This window comes from Streptomyces sp. NPDC090106 (assembly GCF_044747265.1).
Taxonomy (GTDB): domain Bacteria; phylum Actinomycetota; class Actinomycetes; order Streptomycetales; family Streptomycetaceae; genus Streptomyces.
The window spans coordinates 20,398-38,394 of the sequence record NZ_JBIVDS010000006.1 but is presented as its reverse complement, the minus strand read 5'-3'; the positions used below and the strand labels follow the sequence as shown (position 1 = coordinate 38,394).

General features: G+C 72.2%; 14 protein-coding genes. 8 read left to right on the top strand and 6 right to left on the bottom strand.

Annotated features, from left to right (window positions below):
- The first annotated feature begins 29 nt into the window (after positions 1-29).
- The 5 genes from ACIPSE_RS20440 (at position 30) to ACIPSE_RS20420 (ending at position 5,311) form a co-directional block, all read left to right on the top strand.
- Positions 30-1,622, top strand: coding sequence for an AMP-binding protein (locus tag ACIPSE_RS20440; protein ID WP_401664490.1), 1,593 nt, complete (start codon positions 30-32; stop codon positions 1,620-1,622).
- 15 nt (positions 1,623-1,637) lie between these two features.
- On the top strand, positions 1,638-2,450 hold the full coding sequence (locus ACIPSE_RS20435) for a PaaX family transcriptional regulator C-terminal domain-containing protein (protein ID WP_401664489.1): 813 nt from the start codon (positions 1,638-1,640) through the stop codon (positions 2,448-2,450).
- Positions 2,451-2,610: 160 nt separating this feature from the next.
- Entirely contained in the window at positions 2,611-3,162 is a 552-nt protein-coding gene (gene cysC, locus ACIPSE_RS20430; protein ID WP_401664488.1) for an adenylyl-sulfate kinase, read from the top strand.
- Complete coding sequence (gene cysD / locus ACIPSE_RS20425; protein WP_401664487.1) at positions 3,159-4,094, top strand: sulfate adenylyltransferase subunit CysD; 936 nt, start codon at positions 3,159-3,161, stop codon at positions 4,092-4,094. Before cysC ends, cysD begins: the two co-directional genes overlap by 4 nt.
- 2 nt (positions 4,095-4,096) lie before the next feature.
- Positions 4,097-5,311, top strand: a complete 1,215-nt coding sequence (locus ACIPSE_RS20420) for a sulfate adenylyltransferase subunit 1 (RefSeq protein WP_401664486.1) — start codon at positions 4,097-4,099, stop codon at positions 5,309-5,311.
- Positions 5,312-5,335: 24 nt separating this feature from the next.
- Here ACIPSE_RS20420 and ACIPSE_RS20415 read toward each other — a convergent pair whose 3' ends face one another.
- Both ACIPSE_RS20415 and ACIPSE_RS20410 read right to left on the bottom strand, forming a co-directional pair.
- Entirely contained in the window at positions 5,336-7,597 is a 2,262-nt protein-coding gene (locus ACIPSE_RS20415; protein ID WP_401664485.1) for a bifunctional salicylyl-CoA 5-hydroxylase/oxidoreductase, read from the bottom strand.
- A 2-nt stretch (positions 7,598-7,599) separates the two neighbouring features.
- A complete protein-coding gene (locus tag ACIPSE_RS20410; protein WP_401664484.1) occupies positions 7,600-8,427 on the bottom strand; it encodes an enoyl-CoA hydratase family protein in 828 nt (275 codons plus the stop codon).
- A 305-nt stretch (positions 8,428-8,732) separates the two neighbouring features.
- Between ACIPSE_RS20410 and ACIPSE_RS20405 the strand changes: the two genes are divergently transcribed.
- The gene (locus ACIPSE_RS20405; RefSeq protein ID WP_401664483.1) at positions 8,733-9,185 is read left to right on the top strand and encodes an ATP-binding protein; all 453 of its coding nucleotides are present in this window, start codon (positions 8,733-8,735) and stop codon (positions 9,183-9,185) included.
- Positions 9,186-9,194: 9 nt separating this feature from the next.
- Here ACIPSE_RS20405 and argF read toward each other — a convergent pair whose 3' ends face one another.
- Together argF and ACIPSE_RS20395 are read right to left on the bottom strand one after the other, a co-directional pair.
- The gene (gene argF / locus ACIPSE_RS20400) at positions 9,195-10,202 is read right to left on the bottom strand and encodes an ornithine carbamoyltransferase (RefSeq protein WP_401664482.1); all 1,008 of its coding nucleotides are present in this window, start codon (positions 10,200-10,202) and stop codon (positions 9,195-9,197) included.
- Between the two features lie 125 nt (positions 10,203-10,327).
- Positions 10,328-11,551 carry an arginine deiminase gene (locus ACIPSE_RS20395; RefSeq protein ID WP_401664481.1) on the bottom strand — a complete coding sequence of 408 codons (1,224 nt, stop codon included), beginning with the start codon at positions 11,549-11,551 and terminating at the stop codon, positions 10,328-10,330.
- 140 nt (positions 11,552-11,691) lie between these two features.
- On the opposite strand from ACIPSE_RS20395, the gene ACIPSE_RS20390 reads away from it, so the two are divergent.
- Together ACIPSE_RS20390 and ACIPSE_RS20385 are read left to right on the top strand one after the other, a co-directional pair.
- Positions 11,692-12,732, top strand: coding sequence for an SPFH domain-containing protein (locus ACIPSE_RS20390; protein WP_401664480.1), 1,041 nt, complete (start codon positions 11,692-11,694; stop codon positions 12,730-12,732).
- On the top strand, positions 12,729-13,619 hold the full coding sequence (locus ACIPSE_RS20385; protein ID WP_401664479.1) for a hypothetical protein: 891 nt from the start codon (positions 12,729-12,731) through the stop codon (positions 13,617-13,619). Before ACIPSE_RS20390 ends, ACIPSE_RS20385 begins: the two co-directional genes overlap by 4 nt.
- Positions 13,620-13,641: 22 nt before the next feature.
- On the opposite strand, the gene ACIPSE_RS20380 is transcribed toward ACIPSE_RS20385, so the two are convergent.
- Together ACIPSE_RS20380 and ACIPSE_RS20375 are read right to left on the bottom strand one after the other, a co-directional pair.
- Entirely contained in the window at positions 13,642-16,197 is a 2,556-nt protein-coding gene (locus tag ACIPSE_RS20380; protein WP_401664478.1) for a polynucleotide kinase-phosphatase, read from the bottom strand.
- Positions 16,194-17,753 (bottom strand): 3' terminal RNA ribose 2'-O-methyltransferase Hen1, encoded by a 1,560-nt coding sequence (locus ACIPSE_RS20375; RefSeq protein ID WP_401664477.1) that lies wholly within the window; start codon positions 17,751-17,753, stop codon positions 16,194-16,196. Before ACIPSE_RS20375 ends, ACIPSE_RS20380 begins: the two co-directional genes overlap by 4 nt.
- Positions 17,754-17,997 lie beyond the last annotated feature (244 nt).

Below are 17,997 nucleotides of genomic sequence, written 5' to 3'. Positions count from 1 at the left end.
CCAGGCCCACAAGGCAGGGGGCACCCGCCATGAACGTCTCGGCGCACGTCGACACCTTCGCGCGCGACCATCTGCCGCCCCCGGAGCAGTGGCCCGAGCTCGTCTTCGAGCTGCCGGAGCTGCGCTACCCCGACCGGCTCAACTGCGCCGCGGAGCTGCTGACCGGCTCGGACCACGACAGCCCGGCCTTCCACACCCCCGCAGGCGGGACCTGGACGTACGGCGACCTGCGCGCCCGCGTCGACCGGCTCGCGCATCTGCTCACCGGGGAGCTCGGGGTCGTCCCCGGCAACCGGGTGCTGCTGCGGGGGCCGACCACGCCGTGGCTCGTGGCGTGCTGGCTGGCGGTGCTGAAGGCGGGGGCGGTGGCCGTCACGGTGCTGGCGCAGCAGCGCCCGCACGAGCTGGCGGTGGTGTGCGAGCTGGCCCGGGTCCGGCACGCCCTGTGCGACATCCGCTCCGTCGACGACCTCGCCAGGGCCGCGATACCGGGGCTGCGGATCACGACGTACGGCGGGGACGCCCCCGACGACCTGCTGCGGCGTCCGGCCCCCGACGCGCCGTACCGGGCCGTGGACACCGCGGCCGACGACGTGGCGCTGATCGCGTTCACCTCGGGGACCACCGGGCGGCCCAAGGGGTGCATGCACTTCCACCGGGACGTGCTCGCCGTCGCGGACACCTTCGCCCGCCATGTGCTGCGGCCCCGCGCCGACGACGTCTTCGCGGGCAGTCCCCCGCTCGGTTTCACCTTCGGGCTCGGCGGGCTCGTCGTCTTCCCGATGCGGGCCGGGGCCAGCGCGCTGCTGCTCGAACAGGCCGGGCCCCGGCAGTTGCTGCCCGCGATCGCCGCGCACCGGGTCAGCGTCCTGTTCACCGCCCCGACCGCCTACCGGGCGATGCTCGCCGAGCCCGACGCGCACGACCTGTCGTCCCTGCGCCGCTGCGTCTCAGCCGGGGAGAACCTGCCCGCGGCGACCTGGACGGCCTGGGAGAAGCGGACCGGGCTGCGGATCATCAACGGCATCGGGGCCACCGAGCTGCTGCACATCTTCATCTCCGCCGCCGACGACGAGATCCGGCCAGGGACGACGGGCCGGCCCGTTCCCGGGTGGCACGCGCGCGTGGTCGACGCCGAGGGCCGTGACCGCCCCGACGGCGAACCCGGGCTTCTCGCCGTGCGCGGACCGGTCGGCTGCCGCTATCTCTCCGACCCCCGGCAGGCCGAGTACGTCCGCCATGGCTGGAACATGACCGGTGACACATACATCCGTGAGGGGGACGGCTATTTCCGCTATGTCGCCCGAGCGGACGACATGATCATCTCCGCCGGGTACAACATCGCGGGCCCCGAGGTCGAGGACGCGCTGCTGCGCCACCCGGAGGTGACGGAGGCGGCGGTCGTGGGGCGGCCGGACGAGGCGCGCGGCCAAGTGGTGGTGGCATATGCCGTGGTCAGGGACGGCTCGGCACGGGACGCGGAGGCGCTGCGCACGTTCCTGAAGGCGGAGCTGGCGCCGTACAAGTGTCCGCGGGAGATCGTCTTCCTGGACGCCCTGCCGCGCACGGCGACCGGCAAACTCCAGCGGTTCCGACTGCGCACCGGGGGTGACCAGCAGTGATACCGACGACCTAAGATGATCAACGTGTCCGAGCAGCATGCACCACGGTCTCTCATCGTCACGCTCTACGGCGCCTACGGCCGCTTCGTGCCCGGCCCCCTCCCGGTGGCCGAGCTGATCCGGCTGCTGGCCGCGGTCGGCGTGGACGCCCCCTCCGTGCGGTCCTCGGTGTCCCGTCTCAAGCGCCGCGGACTGCTCGTTCCGGCCCGTACCGCACAGGGCGCGGCGGGGTACGAACCCTCACCCGACGCCCGCCAGCTGCTGGAGGACGGCGACCGCCGGATCTACGGCGCCGCGCCGCCCGAGGACGAGGGCTGGATCCTCGCCGTGTTCTCGGTCCCGGAGTCCGAACGGCAGAAACGGCACGTGCTCCGCTCCCGGCTGGCCGGTCTCGGCTTCGGCACGGCCGCCCCCGGCGTCTGGCTCGCCCCGGCCCGTCTGCACGAGGAGGCCCGGCACACCCTGGAGCGGCTGCGCCTGGACCCGTACGTGGACTTCTTCCGCGGCGAGCACCTCGGGTTCGCGCCGACCGCCGAGGCCGTCGCCCGCTGGTGGGACCTGGCGGCCGTCGCCAAGGAGCACGAGGCGTTCCTGGACCGGCACGCGCGGGTGCTGGAGGCCTGGGAGAGCCGTGCGGACACCCCGCCCGAGGAGGCCTACCGGGACTATCTCCTCGCCCTCGACTCCTGGCGCCACCTCCCGTACACCGACCCCGGTCTGCCGGCCCGGCTCCTGCCCGAGGACTGGCCGGGCGCCCGCTCGGCGGAGGTGTTCCGGGGACTGCACCGGCGGCTGCGGGACGCGGGGGCGGAGTTCGCCGGACTGTGAAGCCGGCCGCCATGTGTGAAAAGTACATGACGGGTCCCTGTGACCTCTTGCGCACCAGGAGTCACTCAGCTAAACCTCAGCTTTCTTAGGCGGTCCTCTCAGAGTTCTTACCTAGGGTGCTACGACGTCGTACGCCGGGTAAGAAAGAGGACTGTTGCGCATGACCACCACGGCAAGGGCTCAGGGAGCCACCGTCTGGCTCACCGGGCTGCCGAGTGCGGGCAAGACCACCATCGCCCGTCATCTGGGCGAGCGGCTGAAGGCCGAGGGACACCGGGTGGAGGTGCTCGACGGCGACGAGATACGCCGGTTCCTCTCCGCGGGCCTCGGCTTCTCCCGCGAGGACCGCAACACCAACGTCCAGCGCATCGGGCTGGTCTCCGAGGTGCTGGCCCGCAACGGCGTCCTGTCCGTCGTCCCCGTCATCGCGCCCTACGCCGACAGCCGCGAGGCCGTCCGGGCGCGCCACGGCAAGAGCGGGACGCCGTACATCGAGGTGCATGTCGCGACCCCGGTCGAGGTGTGCTCCGAACGCGATGTGAAGGGCCTGTACGCCGAGCAGGCGGCGGGCCGGCTGTCCGGGCTGACCGGCGTCGACGACCCCTACGAGCCGCCGGCCGACCCGGCGCTGGTGCTGCGCACGCAGGACCAGACCCCGCAGGAGTCCGCCGACACGGTGTACGCCCTGCTGGCCGAGCGGGGGCTGGTGTGAGCACCCTCGACCTCGGCTCCGCGCAGCCCTCCGGGGACTTCACCCTCTCGCACCTGGACGCGCTGGAGTCCGAGGCGGTCCACATCTTCCGCGAGGTGGCGGGCGAGTTCGAACGGCCGGTGATCCTCTTCTCCGGCGGCAAGGACTCCATCGTCATGCTGCACCTCGCGCTCAAGGCCTTCGCGCCCGCCGCGATCCCCTTCTCCCTCCTGCACGTCGACACCGGGCACAACTTCCCCGAGGTGCTGGAGTACCGCGACCGCACGGTCGCCGAACACGGACTGCGGCTGCACGTCGCCTCCGTGCAGGACTACATCGACCGCGGTGTCCTGCGCGAGCGTCCCGACGGGACCCGCAACCCGCTCCAGACGCTCCCCCTGACGGAGAAGATCCAGGCGGAGAAGTTCGACGCCGTGTTCGGCGGGGGACGACGCGACGAGGAGAAGGCCCGCGCCAAGGAACGCGTCTTCTCCCTGCGCGACGAGTTCTCCCAGTGGGACCCCCGCCGCCAGCGCCCCGAACTGTGGAACCTGTACAACGGCCGCCACGCCCCCGGCGAACACGTCCGCGTCTTCCCCCTCTCCAACTGGACCGAACTCGACGTCTGGCAGTACATCGCCCGCGAGAAGATCGAACTCCCCGACATCTACTTCGCCCACGAACGCGAGGTCTTCTCCCGCTCCGGCATGTGGCTCACCGCCGGCGAATGGGGCGGACCCAAGACCGACGAGACCGTCCAGAAGCGGCAGGTGCGCTACCGCACCGTCGGCGACATGTCCTGCACCGGCGCGGTGGACTCCGACGCCGACACCATCGAGAAGGTGATCGCGGAGATCGCCGCGTCCCGGCTCACCGAGCGGGGCGCCACCCGCGCCGACGACAAGATGTCCGAGGCCGCGATGGAAGACCGCAAGCGCGAGGGGTACTTCTAGCCATGACCGTTGCCAAGTTGACCGTCGACACGTTGCGTTTCGCCACGGCGGGCTCCGTCGACGACGGCAAGTCCACCCTCGTCGGACGCCTGCTGCACGACTCCAAGTCGGTGCTCGCCGACCAGCTGGAGGCCGTCGAGACCGCCTCCCGCAACCGCGGCCAGGAGGCCCCCGACCTCGCGCTGCTCACCGACGGCCTGCGCGCCGAGCGGGAGCAGGGCATCACCATCGACGTCGCCTACCGCTACTTCGCCACCCCCAAGCGGCGGTTCATCCTCGCCGACACCCCCGGCCATGTGCAGTACACCCGCAACATGGTCACCGGCGCGTCCACGGCCGAGCTGACGATCATCCTCGTCGACGCCCGCAACGGCGTCGTCGAGCAGACCCACCGGCACGCGGCCATCGCCGCGCTGCTGCGGGTCCCGCACGTGATCCTCGCCGTCAACAAGATGGACCTCGTCGGCTACGAGCAGAAGGAGTTCGAGCGGATCGTCGAGGACTTCGCCGGGCACGCCGCCGAGCTGGGGCTGCCGTCCTTCACCCCGATCCCGGTCTCCGCGCTCGCCGGCGACAACGTCGTCGACCGCTCCGCGCACATGGACTGGTACGAGGGTCCGGCGCTGCTCGACTTCCTGGAGGACGTGCCGGTCGGCGTCGAGGCCGCGGACGCGCCCGCCCGGTTCCCGGTGCAGTACGTGATCCGGGACGGCGAAGTACGCCACTACGCGGGCCAGTTGGTCTCCGGCGCGCTGCGGGTCGGCGACAAGGTCACCGTCCATCCCTCCGGCGAGGTCTCCGAGATCACCGGCATCGACGTCCTCGGGGTCGAGGCGGAGGCGGCGTACGCGCCGCAGTCCATCGGGGTGCGCCTGGGCGACCAGCGGGACGTCTCGCGCGGCGACATGCTCACGGCCGGCCCGGACCAGCCGACGCTGACCCGGGACGTCACGGCCGCCGTCTGCCATCTGGCCGACCGGTCGCTGCGGGTCGGCGACCGGGTGCTGCTGCGGCACACCACGCGGACCGTGAAGGCGATCGTCAAGGACCTCGCGGGCGCGGACGGGCTGAGCGCGAACGACCTCGGCCGGATCACCCTGCGCACCGCCGAGCCGCTCGCCCTCGACGCCTACGCGCTCTCGCGCCGCACCGGGGCGTTCATCCTCATCGACCCGGCGGACGGGTCGACGCTCACGGCCGGGATGGTCGAGCTGTAACCCCGACCGCTCTTCGCGGCGCCCTCAAGTCCCGAGCGTCAGCCGGGGCTTGGGGGCGTCCGTGCGTCCGGTCACCGGGCGGCGGCTGCCCGCGCGGTACGGGGCGGGCCAGAGCACGCCGGGCCCGTCGTAGCCCTGTTCGGCGGCGGCGTGCAGGGTCCAGTGCGGGTCGTAGAGGTGGGGGCGGGCCAGGGCGCACAGGTCGGTGCGTCCGGCGAGGATCAGGGAGTTGACGTCGTCCCAGGAGGAGATCGCCCCGACGGCGATCACCGGGACGCCGGTCTCGTGGCGGATGCGGTCCGCGAACGGCGTCTGGTAGGAGCGCCCGTACTCCGGTCGCTCCTCGGGCACGACCTGTCCGGTCGACACGTCGATGGCGTCCGCCCCGTGCGCGGCGAAGGCGCGGGCGATCTCGACGGCGTCCGCGCCCGACGTGCCGCCCTCGGCCCAGTCGGTGGCGGAGATGCGGACGGTCATGGGCCGGTCGTCGGGCCACACGCCCCGGACGGCGTCGAAGACTTCGAGGGGGAAGCGCAGCCGGTGCGCGAGCGGGCCGCCGTAGCCGTCGGTGCGCCGGTTGGTGAGCGGGGAGAGGAAGCCGGAGAGCAGATAGCCGTGCGCGCAGTGCAGTTCGAGGAGGTCGAACCCGGCGCGGGCGGCCCGCCACGCGGCGGCGGTGAACTCCTCGCGGATCTCGGCCAGTTCGGCGGGGGTGAGTTCACGCGGGGTCTGGCCTTCCGGCCGGTACGGCAGCGGGGAGGCGGCCACCAGCGGCCAGTTGCCGTCGGGCAGCGGTTCGTCCATGCCCTCCCACATCAGCCGGGTCGAGCCCTTGCGGCCGGAGTGGCCGAGCTGCACGCCGATGGCGGTGCCGGGGGCGCGGGTGTGCACGAAGTCGGTGACACGCCGCCAGGCCTCGGCCTGCGGGCCGTTGTAGAGGCCGGTGCAGCCGGGGGTGATGCGGCCGTCCTCGCTGACGCACACCATCTCGGTCATCACCAGGCCCGCGCCGCCGAGCGCGCGTGCGCCGAGATGGACGAGGTGGAAGTCGTCCGGCATGCCGTCGGTGGCGGAGTACATGTCCATCGGGGAGACGACGACCCGGTTGCGCAGGGTCAGTCCGCGCAGCCGGAACGGGGTGAACATCGGGGGTGTGCCGGGCGGGCAGCCGAACTCCTCCTCCACGGCGCCGGTGAAGCGGGGGTCGCGCAGCCGCAGGTTGTCGTGGGTGACGCGGCGGCTGCGGGTGAGCAGGTTGAACGCGAACCGGCGGGGCGGCTGGTCGAGATAGCGGCCCACGTTCTCGAACCACTCCAGGCTCGCGAGGGCGGCGCGCTGGGTGGAGGCGACGACGGGCCTGCGTTCCTCCTCGTAGGCCGTCAACGCCTTGTGCAGGGACGGCTGTTCCTCCAGGCAGGCCGCGAGGGCGAGGGCGTCCTCGACGGCGAGTTTGGTGCCGGAGCCGATGGAGAAGTGGGCGGTGTGGGCGGCGTCGCCGAGCAGCACCACGTTCCCGTGCGACCAGCGCTCGTTGACGACCGTGCGGAAGGTGGTCCAGGTGGAGCTGTCGGCGCGCAGGGGCCTGCCGCCGAGGGCGTCCGCGAAGGTCTTGGCGCACCGGACGACGGATTCCCGTACGTCGAGTGCGTCGTACCCGGCGGCGCGCCAGACCTCCTCGCGCATCTCGACGATCACGGTGGAGGAGTCGGGGGCGTAGGGGTAGCCGTGGAGTTGGGCCACGCCGTGCTCGGTCTCGGCGATCTCGAAGCGGAAGGCGTCGAAGGGGAAGTCGGCGGCGAGCCAGATGTAACGGCAGCGGTGGGGGGTGAGCGTGGGGCGGAACACGTCCCGGTGGGCCTCACGGACGGCGCTGTGGACTCCGTCGGCGGCGACGACCAGGTCGTGGGAGCGTTCCAGTCCGGCGGGGGCCTCGGTGCGGAAGCGGAGGTCCACGCCCAGGTCGCGGCAGCGCTCGTGCAGGATCTCCAGGAGCCGCCGGCGGCCGAGCGCGGCGAAGCCGTGGCCGGAGGAGGTGTGGCGGACGCCCCGGTGGACGATGTCGATGTCGTCCCAGCGCACGAACTCCGCCCGCAGGGCCCGGTAGACGGCCGGATCGGCGTGTTCGATGCCGCCGAGGGTCTCGTCGGAGAGGACGACGCCGAAGCCGAAGGTGTCGTCGGGGGCGTTGCGTTCCCAGACGGTGACCTCGCGGTCGGGGGAGAGTCGTTTCAGCAGGGCCGCGGCGTAGAGGCCGCCGGGACCGCCGCCGACCACGGCGACCTTCATGGTCACCTCCCCTGCCATTTCGGCGGGCGCTTCGCCGTGAACGCGGCGTGGAACTCCCGGTAGTCCTCCCCGTTCATCAGCAGTGCCTGGGTCGACGCGTCCAGTTCCACGGAGGCCGCGAGCGGCATGTCGAGTTCGGCGGTGAGCAGGGCCTTGGTCTGGGCGTGGGCCAGGGCGGGGCCGTCGGCGAGGCGGCGGGCGAGGGCCAGGGCGGCATCGTCGACATGGCCCTCGTCGGTGAGTTCGCTGATCAGGCCGATGCGTTCGGCCTCCGGGGCGCGGACCGGCTCGCCCAGCATCAGCAGCCGGGTCGCGTGGCCGAGGCCGACGATCCGGGGCAGCAGGTAGGCGGCGCCCATGTCGCCGCCGGACAGGCCGACCCGGGTGAACAGGAACGCGAACCGCGCGGTGGGGTCGGCCACCCGGAAGTCCGCCGCGAGGGCGAGGACCGCGCCGGCGCCCGCGGCGACACCGTGCACGGCCGCGATCACCGGGAACGGGCACTCGCGCACGGCCCGGACGACCTGGCCGGTCATCCGGTTGAAGTCGAGGAGCTGGGCGGTGTCCATGGCGAGGGTCGCGCCGATGATCTCGTCCACGTCGCCGCCGGAGCAGAAGCCGCGGCCCTCGCCGGTCAGGACGAGGGCGCGTACCGCGCGTTCCCGGGAGAGTTCGGCGAGCAGGTCGCGCAGGTCGGCGTAGGCGCCGAAGGTGAGCGCGTTGAGCTTGTCGGGGCGGGCGAGGGTGACGGTCGCGAGGCCGGCCTCGACGGTGACGCGGAGGTGTTCCCAGTGGGGGGTGCGGGCGGCGGAGCCGGTGAAGGGACTCATGATCGTGCGGCCTCCCCTGGCCTGGTGAGGTGCGCTCTGCCCTTCGAAGTTATCACTCTTTCGTGACTGTCGTCAGGAGTGCGCGATAGGACCGGGGGAAGAGACGGTGAAGGTGACCTGAACACGTCTCGTCCGTCACGAGTCGTCGATAGAGCGGTAACGACGGGAGCAGCGGTGCGGGGCGGGGCGTTGACCGGGGTAAGCCGCCCGGTAGACGGGTCCGAAGGTCCCGCACGGTGCCTGTCCGACGTCTCTGCCGGCCGGCGCCGTACCATTCATAAGGTTGAAAGCAGGACAGCCTGCTCATGAACGGACCCGCCTTGCAAGAACGTCCCCCCGCCTCCGCCTCGTGGCGCATCGCGCTGCCGCACTCCGCCGCGGCCGTCCCGGTGGCGCGCGCACTGGTCCGCACCGCGCTGGCCGATCTGGAGCACGGGGCGGACAGCGACACGGCGGAGCTGCTGACCGCCGAGCTGGTCGCGAACGCCGTGGAGCACACCGCGGGGGACTCGCCCATAGAGCTCGTGGTGGAGCTGCGGCCCAGCGGCTGCCAGGTCGAGGTCCACGACCCGGACCCGAAGCCGCCCGGCGATCTGACCCGCCCCTCCGGCGGGGAACCCGACCCCTGGCAGGAGCACGGACGCGGACTGCTGCTGATCCGCGCCCTCAGCTCGTCCTGCGGACACCGCCCCACCGAGTCGGGCAAGGCGGTGTGGTTCAGGCTGCCGGTGGTGCCGCCGCAGTGGCGCCCGGCGTGAGACCCGCCGTCAGGCGAGGGTGGCGACCAGCACGGCCTTGATGGTGTGCAGCCGGTTCTCCGCCTCGTCGAAGACGACGGAGTGCGGGGACTCGAAGACCTCGTCGGTGACCTCCAGGGAGTCGAGGCCGTGGGCCTCGTACACCTCCTGGCCGACCTTGGTGCCGAGGTCGTGGAAGGCCGGCAGGCAGTGCAGGAACCTGACGTCCGGGTTGCCGGTGGCCCGCAGGACGTCCATGGTCACGGCGTACGGCCGCAGGGCCTCGATCCGCTCCGCCCAGACCTCCTTGGGCTCCCCCATGGAGACCCAGACGTCGGTGACGACGCAGTCCGCGCCGCGCACGCCGTCGGCGACGCTCTCGGTGAGGGTGACGCGGGCGCCGCTGACCTCGGCGAGTTCGTTCGCCCGGTCGACGATCTCCTGGGCGGGCCAGTACGACTTCGGGGCGACGATCCTCACGTCCATGCCGAGCAGGGCGCCGGTGATCAGGTAGGAGTTGCCCATGTTGAAGCGGGCGTCGCCGAGGTAGGCGAAGGAGATCTCCTTGACCGGCTTGCCGGTGTGCTCGGTCATCGTGAGCACGTCGGCGAGCATCTGGGTGGGGTGCCAGTCGTCGGTGAGGCCGTTGAAGACGGGGACACCGGCGTACGCGGCCAGTTCCTCGACCTTCCGCTGGCTGTCCCCGCGGTACTCGATGCCGTCGTACATCCGGCCGAGGACCCGGGCGGTGTCGCGGACGGACTCCTTGTGGCCGATCTGCGAGCCGGCCGGGTCGAGATAGGTCGTGGAGGCGCCCTGGTCGGCGGCGGCGACCTCGAACGCGCAGCGGGTGCGCGTCGAGGTCTTCTCGAAGATCAGCGCGATGTTCCGGCCGCTCAGGTACCGCGTCTCCGTCCCCGCCTTCTTCGCCGCCTTCAGCTCCGCCGCCAGTTCGACGAGCGCGAGGAACTCCGCCTCGGTGAAGTCGAGCTCTTTGAGGAAGTGGCGCCCGGCGAGGGCGGTGGGGACGATCGCCATGGGGGCGCTCCAGGGATACGAGGGACAGGGACACGGCGGACGGGGACACGGGAGAGAAGGGGCGTCGGACCGTACACCTGGAAGTGTATACGACGCTCAGCATTTATATACAGTCAGCCGTACGACTATACGGGCGCCCGTTCGACGGGACAGCTCATGCAGCGCGGCCCGCCCCGCCCCCGGCCCAGCTCGCTGCCCGGGATCTCGATGACCTCGATGCCCTGCTTGCGGAGGTGGGTGTTGGTGGTGGCGTTGCGCTCGTAGGCGACGACGACACCGGGCTCCACGGCGAGCACGTTGCAGCCGTCGTCCCACTGCTCGCGCGCGGCGGCGTGCACGTCCTGCGTGGCGGTCAGGACACGGATCTCATCGAGGCCGAGGGCGGCGGCGATGGCGCGGTGCATGTGCTCCGGCGGATGGTCGGTGACCTTCAGCTCCTTCTCCCCCACGCCCGGTTCGATGGTGTAGGAGCGGAGCATGCCGAGCCCGGCGTACTGGGTGAACGTGTCGCCGTCGACCATCGTCATCACCGTGTCGAGGTGCATGAAGGCCCGCCGCTTGGGCATGTCGAGGGCCACGATCGTCTGCGCGGACCCGGCGGCGAACAGCTTGTGGGCGAGCATCTCGACGGCCTGCGGGGTGGTCCGCTCGCTCATGCCGATGAGGACGGCGCCGTTGCCGATGACGAGGACGTCACCGCCCTCGATGGTGGAGGGGTAGTCGGCCTGGCCCTCGCTCCAGACGCGGAACCGCTCCTCACGGAAGAGCGGGTGGTGCCGGTAGATCGCCTCGAAGTGCACGGTCTCGCGCTGCCGGGCCGGCCAGCGCATCGCGTTGACGGAGACGCCGTCGTAGATCCAGGCGGAGGTGTCCCGGGTGAAGAGGTGGTTGGGCAGCGGGGCGAGCAGGAAGTCGTCCAGGTCCATCACATGGAAGCGGACGGAGACGGGCTCCTCGTGCCCGGCGAGGAACTCGCGCTTGGTCATCCCGCCGACCAGGGCCTCGGCGAGTTCGGGCGCGGGGAGGTTCTCGAAGGCGGCGCGGAGGTGGTCGGTGGCGAGGACGCCGTACTCCTTCTCGTCGAAGACCCGGTCCAGGACGAGCGAGCGGGCCGCCGGGATCGCCAGGGCCTCGCTGAGCAGATCGCCGAACAGGTGCACGGTGACCCCGCGGTCACGCAGCACGTCCGCGAACCCGTCGTGCTCGGCGCGCGCCCGGCGCACCCAGAGCACGTCGTCGAAGAGCAGAGCGTCCTTGTTGCCGGGGGTGAGCCTTTTGAGCTCCAGATCCGGCCGGTGCAGGATGACGCGGCTGAGCCGCCCGGCCTCGGAGTCGACATGGAATCCCATGACTCCATCCTGACCACCGACGACCGGATCCACCCGCTCCTTGACCAGTTCCTCCCGCGTCTTCTTCTCGTCCTCTTGACGATAAACGGGCGATGGGCGATTATCGTCTCCAGGACGAAAAGAGGGGGTCCCCGAACGTCATGGCCGACATCACCCGGCGCCTCGGCTGGCGCCATCTGCGCGGCGCGCCCACCGCCCACATCCGGCACCACCGCGGCGGCAAGCTGCTGCACGACGGACCCGGGCTGAGCTTCTGGTTCCGCGCGCTGACCGCCGCGCTCTCCGAGGTCCCGGTCGACGACCGGGAGCTGGCGATGACCTTCCACGCCCGTACCTCCGACTTCCAGGACGTGGCCGTGCAGGCCACGGTGACCTACCGGATCAGCGACCCCGCGCTCGCCGCGGCCCGCCTGGACTTCTCCGTCGACCCCGACACCGGCGCCTGGCGCGGCACCCCCCTGGAGCAGCTCGGCACGCTCCTCACGGAGACGGCCCAGCAGCACGCGCTGGACGTGCTGGCCCGTACGCCGCTGTCGTCGGCACTGGTGGACGGGGTCGCGGCGGTCCGCGAACGGGTCGCGGCCGGACTCGCGGCGGAACCGCGGCTGCCCGCGACGGGCATCGAGGTGGTGGCCGTCCGGGTCGTCGCGCTGCGCCCCGAGCCGGAGGTCGAGCGCGCCCTGCGCACACCGGCCCGTGAGCAGATCCAGCAGGAGGCGGACCGGGCGACGTACGAGCGGCGGGCGGTCGCGGTCGAGCGGGAGCGGACGATCGCCGAGAACGAACTGGCCAGCCAGATCGAACTCGCCCGCCGCGAGGAGCAGCTGGTCGAGCAGCGCGGCACCAACGCCCGCCGCGAGGCGGAGGAGCGGGCGGCGGCGGACGCGGTGCGCGCCGACGCCGAGGCGACCCGGACCGTCAAGCTCGGCGAAGCGGAGGCGGCACGCGCCGTGCGGCTCTCCCACGCGGAGGCCGAGGGCGCGCGGGCCGTCGGCGAGGCACGGGCGCAGGCCCAGGAGGCATGGCTGCGGGTGCACGGGGAGGTGGACGTGGCGGTGCTGCGCGCCCTCACCGGGACGCGGCTCGCGGAGAACCTGCCGCACATCGAGAACCTCACCGTCTCGCCGGACGTGCTGACCGGCCTGCTGGCCAAGCTGGGCGGCGCCCGGGACGAGGGATGAGCCTCGCCCCCCGGGTCGTGCTGGTCCACCGCACCACGGAGTACGCGGAGCTGGTGGCCCACCACGGCACCCACGGCCAGGCCGCCTACTTCCTCTCCTCCCGGGGGCGGGACATCGAGGAGCTCGCCGAACGCCACCGCCGCACCCGCCAGGCGCTCGCGGAGGTCACCTCGGCGATCCCGCTGACCTGGCGCCAGACCCGGGTCGAGCGGGCGGACCTGGACCGTTTCCTGTTCGGGCCGGAGGACGTGGTGGTCGTGGTCGGCCAGGACGGACTGGTGGCGAACGTCGCCAAGTACCTCTCGGGACAGCCGGTCCTGGGCATCGACAGCGACCCCGGCCGCAACCCCGGGGTCCTGGTCCGCCACCGCCCACAGGACGCGGCGAGACTCCTGACATCCGCCACCCCCTCCGCCGACGAACTCACCATGGTCGAGGCGGTCGCCGACGACACCCAGCGTCTCGTCGCCCTCAACGAGATCTACCTGGGCGCCGCCGGCCACCAGACCGCCCGCTACCGCCTGGGCCTCGACGACCACGGGGCCGTCGTCGAGGCCCAGGCGTCCTCCGGGGTGCTGGTCGGCACGGGCACGGGCGCCACGGGCTGGCTCCGCTCGGTGTGGCAGCAGCGCGGCGCGGAACTGCGGCTGCCCGGCCCGGCGGAACAGCGCCTGGTCTGGTTCGTCCGCGAGGCCTGGCCCTCCCCGGCCACCGGCACCTCCCTGACCGCTGGCGACCTCTCCCCCACCACCCGCCTCCACCTGACGGTCGAATCGGAACGCCTGATCGCCTTCGGCGACGGCATGGAGAGCGACGCGCTGGAACTGACGTGGGGGCAGCGGGTCTCGGTGGGGGTGTGCGGGGAGCGGTTGCGGTTGGTGGGGTGAGGGAGGTGGCCCCCACCCCACATCACAACCGCGGGTCCACCGGCTCCGATTCCAGGGCCAGGACCCCGAAGACCGCCTCGTGGACGCGCCACAGGGGTTCGCCCTCGGCGAGGCGGTCCAGGGCTTCCAGGCCGAGGGCGTACTCGCGGGTGGCGAGGGAGCGCTTGTGGTTCAGGAAGCGGCCGCGCAGGCGGTCCAGGTTGTCGGGGCGGGTGTACTCCGGGCCGTAGATGATCCGGAGGTACTCGCGGCCCCGGCACTTGATGCCGGGCTGGACCAGGCGGCCCTGGCCGTCGCGGACGAGGGCGTTCAGCGGTTTGACCACCATGCCCTCGCCGCCCCGGCCCGTCATCTCCAGCCACCAGTCGACGCCCGCGCGGACCGACTCGGGATCGGCCGTGTCGACGTACAGGCGGCGGGTGGTCTGGAGGAGGCCGGTGCCGTCGTGCTCGACCAGGCGGTCCAGCAGGGCGAGCTGCTGGTCGTGCGGCAGGGACGCGAGGCTGCGGCCCTGGACAGCGAGGATCTGGAACGGGGCGAGACGGACGCCGTCCAGGCCGTCCGTGGTCCAGCAGTAGCGGCGGTACGCCTCGGTGAACGCGGACGCGTCCGAGGCACGGGCACGCTGCCGGTCCAGCAGGTCGCCGACGTCCACACCGCGCGCCGCCGCTCCCTCCAGTGCGGCCAGCGCGCCCGGGAACACCGCCCCGGACGCGGCGCCGACGGCGGCGTACTGCGAGCGCAGCAGGCCCGACGCCTTCAGCGACCACGGCATCAGCTCGGCGTCCAACAGGAGCCAGTCCGTGTCGAGTTCGGACCACAGGCCCGCCTCGTCGGCGGCGATCCGTACGCGCTGGAGGATCTCCTCCGTCCTCGACCCGTCGTCGAAGAACGGCCGTCCCGTGCGGGTGTAGAGCGAGCCCGTGGGGCCGTCCACGCCGAAGCGCCTGCGGGCCGTCCCGGCGTCCCGGCACACCAGGACCACCGCCCGCGAGCCCATGTGCTTCTCCTCGCACACGACCCGCGCGACCCCGTCGGCCGCGTACTGCGCGAACGCCTCGGCCGGGTGCTCCAAGTAGCCCTCGACGTGCGAGGTCGCCGTCGGCGCCATGGTCGGCGGGAGGTACGGCAGCAGACGCGGGTCGACCGCGAAACGGCTCATGACCTCCAGCGCCGCCGCCGCGTTCTCCTCACGGATCGCGACCCGGCCCTGGTGACGGGTCTCCACGGCGCGCCGCCCGTGCACGTCGGCGAGGTCCAGCGGACGTCCGTCGTGTCCGCCGGGCGCCTCCGAGCGCAGCGGCTTCACCGGCTCGTACCAGACCCGCTCGGCCGGTACGTCGACCAGCTCGCGCTCCGGCCAGCGCAGCGCCGTGAGCTTGCCGCCGAAGACGGCGCCGGTGTCCAGGCAGATGGTGTTGTTGAGCCAGGACGCCTCGGGGACCGGGGTGTGGCCGTAGACGACCGCCGCCCGGCCCCGGTAGTCCTCCGCCCACGGGTAGCGCACCGGCAGGCCGAACTCGTCGGTCTCGCCGGTGGTCTCGCCGTACAGCGCGTGCGAGCGGACCCGGCCGGAGGTGCGGCCGTGGTACTTCTCGGGCAGACCGGCGTGGCAGACGACCAGCCGGCCGCCGTCGAGGACGTAGTGGCTGACGAGACCGTCGATGAACTCCCGTACCTCGGCGACGAATTCCTCGCTCTGGCCCTCCATCTGCCCGATCGTCTCGGCGAGTCCGTGCGTGTGCTGGACCCGGCGGCCCTTGAGGTGGCGGCCGTACTTGTTCTCGTGGTTGCCGGGCACGCACAGGGCGTTGCCCGACTTGACCATCGACATCACACGGCGCAGCACACCCGGGCTGTCGGGGCCCCGGTCGACGAGGTCGCCGACGAAGACGGCGGTGCGGCCGTCCGGGTGGACGCCGTCGGTGTAGCCCAACTTGCCGAGCAGGGACTCCAGTTCGCTCGCGCAGCCGTGGATGTCACCGACGATGTCGAACGGTCCGGTGAGGTGCGTGAGGTCGTTGAACCGCTTCTCGGTGACGACGGTGGCGTTCTCGACGTCCTCGACGCCCCGCAGGACGTGCACCTTGCGGAAGCCCTCGCGCTCCAGGTGCCGCAGCGAGCGCCGCAGTTCGCGGATGTGCCGCTTGATGACCCTGACCGGCATGTCGGCCCGGTCGGAGCGGCCCGCGTTGCGCTCGGCGCACACCTCCTCGGGCACGTCCAGGACGATCACGACGGGCAGCACGTCGTACTGCCTGGCCAGTTCGACGAGCTGCTTGCGGGCGTCCGACTGGACGCTGGTGGCGTCGACGACGGTACGGCGGCCCGCGGCGAGGCGCTTGCCGGCGATGTAGTGGAGGACGTCGAAGGCATCCTTCGTCGCACCCTGGTCGTTCTCGTCGTCGGAGACGAGTCCTCGGCAGAAGTCGGAGGAGATAACCTCGGTGGGCTTGAAGTGCCTGCGGGCGAAGGTCGACTTGCCGGAGCCGGAGGCGCCGACGAGCACGACGAGGGAGAGGTCGGTGACGGGCAGGACACGCCCCTGGGTCCGGTCCTCGGTCGGGTTCTCGATCATGCCGCCTCCGCCTCCTTCTCGGTCTCGGTCTCGGTCGTGTTCTGGGTGGTGCTCCGGGGGGTGGTCCCGGTCCTCAGGTGGAAGGCCGCCATCTGGGTGGGCGGGCCCACCTCCGGGTCGTCGGGGCCGACGGGGACGAACTCCACCTCGTAGCCGTGCCGTTCGGCGACCGCGCCCGCCCAGGCGCGGAACTCCTGCCGGGTCCACTCGAAGCGGTGGTCGCGGTGCCGGACGTGCCCGGCGGGCAGGGACTCCCAGCGGACGTTGTACTCGACGTTCGGAGTGGTCACGAGGACCGTGCGCGGGCGGGCGGCACCGAACACGGCGTACTCCAGGGCGGGCAGCCGGGGCAGGTCGAGGTGTTCGATCACCTCGCTGAGCACGGCGGCGTCGTACCCCTTGAGCCGCTTGTCGGTGTAGGCCAGGGAGCTCTGGAAGAGCTTGACCCGCGAGGCCTGCCGCTCCCCCATCCGGTCCAGCTTCAGCCGCCGCCCGGCGATGGTGAGCGCGCGCATCGACACGTCGACGCCGACGATCTCCGTGAACCGGGGCTCCTTGAGCAGGGCCTGCACCAACTGGCCCTGGCCGCACCCGAGATCGAGCACCCGCGCGGCCCCGCAGGCCCGCAGCGCGGCGAGGATCGCCTCCCGGCGCCGGACGGCGAGCGGTGTCGAACGCTCCCGCTCGGCCTCGGCCTCGGCCGCCACCGCGGCCCCGGCCTCCTCCGCCGTCTCCTCCGCCGTCTCCTCCACCGCGTTGTCGATCTCCTCGACCTCGCTGTCGTCGGTCTCGGCGAGCCGGACCAGTTCGAGGCGCTCCAGGGCCGAGCGGGTCAGCGACCAGCGGCGCGAGAGGTACCGCGAGGTGATCAGCTTCTGCTCGGGGTGCTCGGGCAGCCAGCCCTCACCGGCGCGCAGCAGCTTGTCGACCTCGTCCTCGGAGACCCAGTAGTGCTTGGCGTCGTCGAGGACGGGCAGCAGGACGTACAGGTGCCGCAGCGCCTCGGCGAGGGTCAGCTCCGCCGACTCCAGGACGAGCCGTACGTACCGCGACTCCCCCCACTCGGGGAACTTCACGTCCAGCGCGACCGGGTCCACGGTGACGGTCCAGCCGAGCGGCTCGAACAGCCGCCGCACCAGCCCGGCGCCGCCCCGGGCGGGCAGCGCGGGCACCTCGACGCGCAACGGCCGTGCCTGCGCGGGGAGTTCGGGCCGGGCCTGGCAGGTGCCCTTCATCGCGCTGGAGAAGACGGCGCTCAGCGCGACGGCGAGCAGCGAGGACGCGGCGTAGGGCCGGTCGTTGACGTACTGCGCGAGCGCCGCGTCGGGTGCGCCGCCGCGACCCTTGCCCTTCCCCCTCCTGACCAGTGCCACCGCATCGACCTCCAGCAGGAGCGCCGCCGTGCAGCGCTGGTCCTCCGCCTCGGGGTAGAGGACGTGGGCCCTGCCGTAGGACGTGGAGAACGCCTGCGCCTTGCCCGGATGCTTGTGCAGCAGATAGCCGAGGTCGGTGGCGGGGCGTTCCGGGGTTCCGGTGGTGGTGATGGTCAGGAACACGGTGGTTACACCTCATGACCCTTCTGAGCTGGGAGTTCGCACCCCTGTGCGGGCACGTCCGCTCAACGTACAGCGCGCGCGTCGCGCCCCACCCGGCATTTTTCACCCGCCCGTACGCCACCGGGACCCTGATGCGCGCCATGCCGGGCCTGTCCCTGATGTGTTCGGAGAGCGAAACCTCGACCCGGAGGAGGCGGCCCATGGTCCGGCGGGCCCGGACGGGCACGGACCGGCTCCGCCGGAT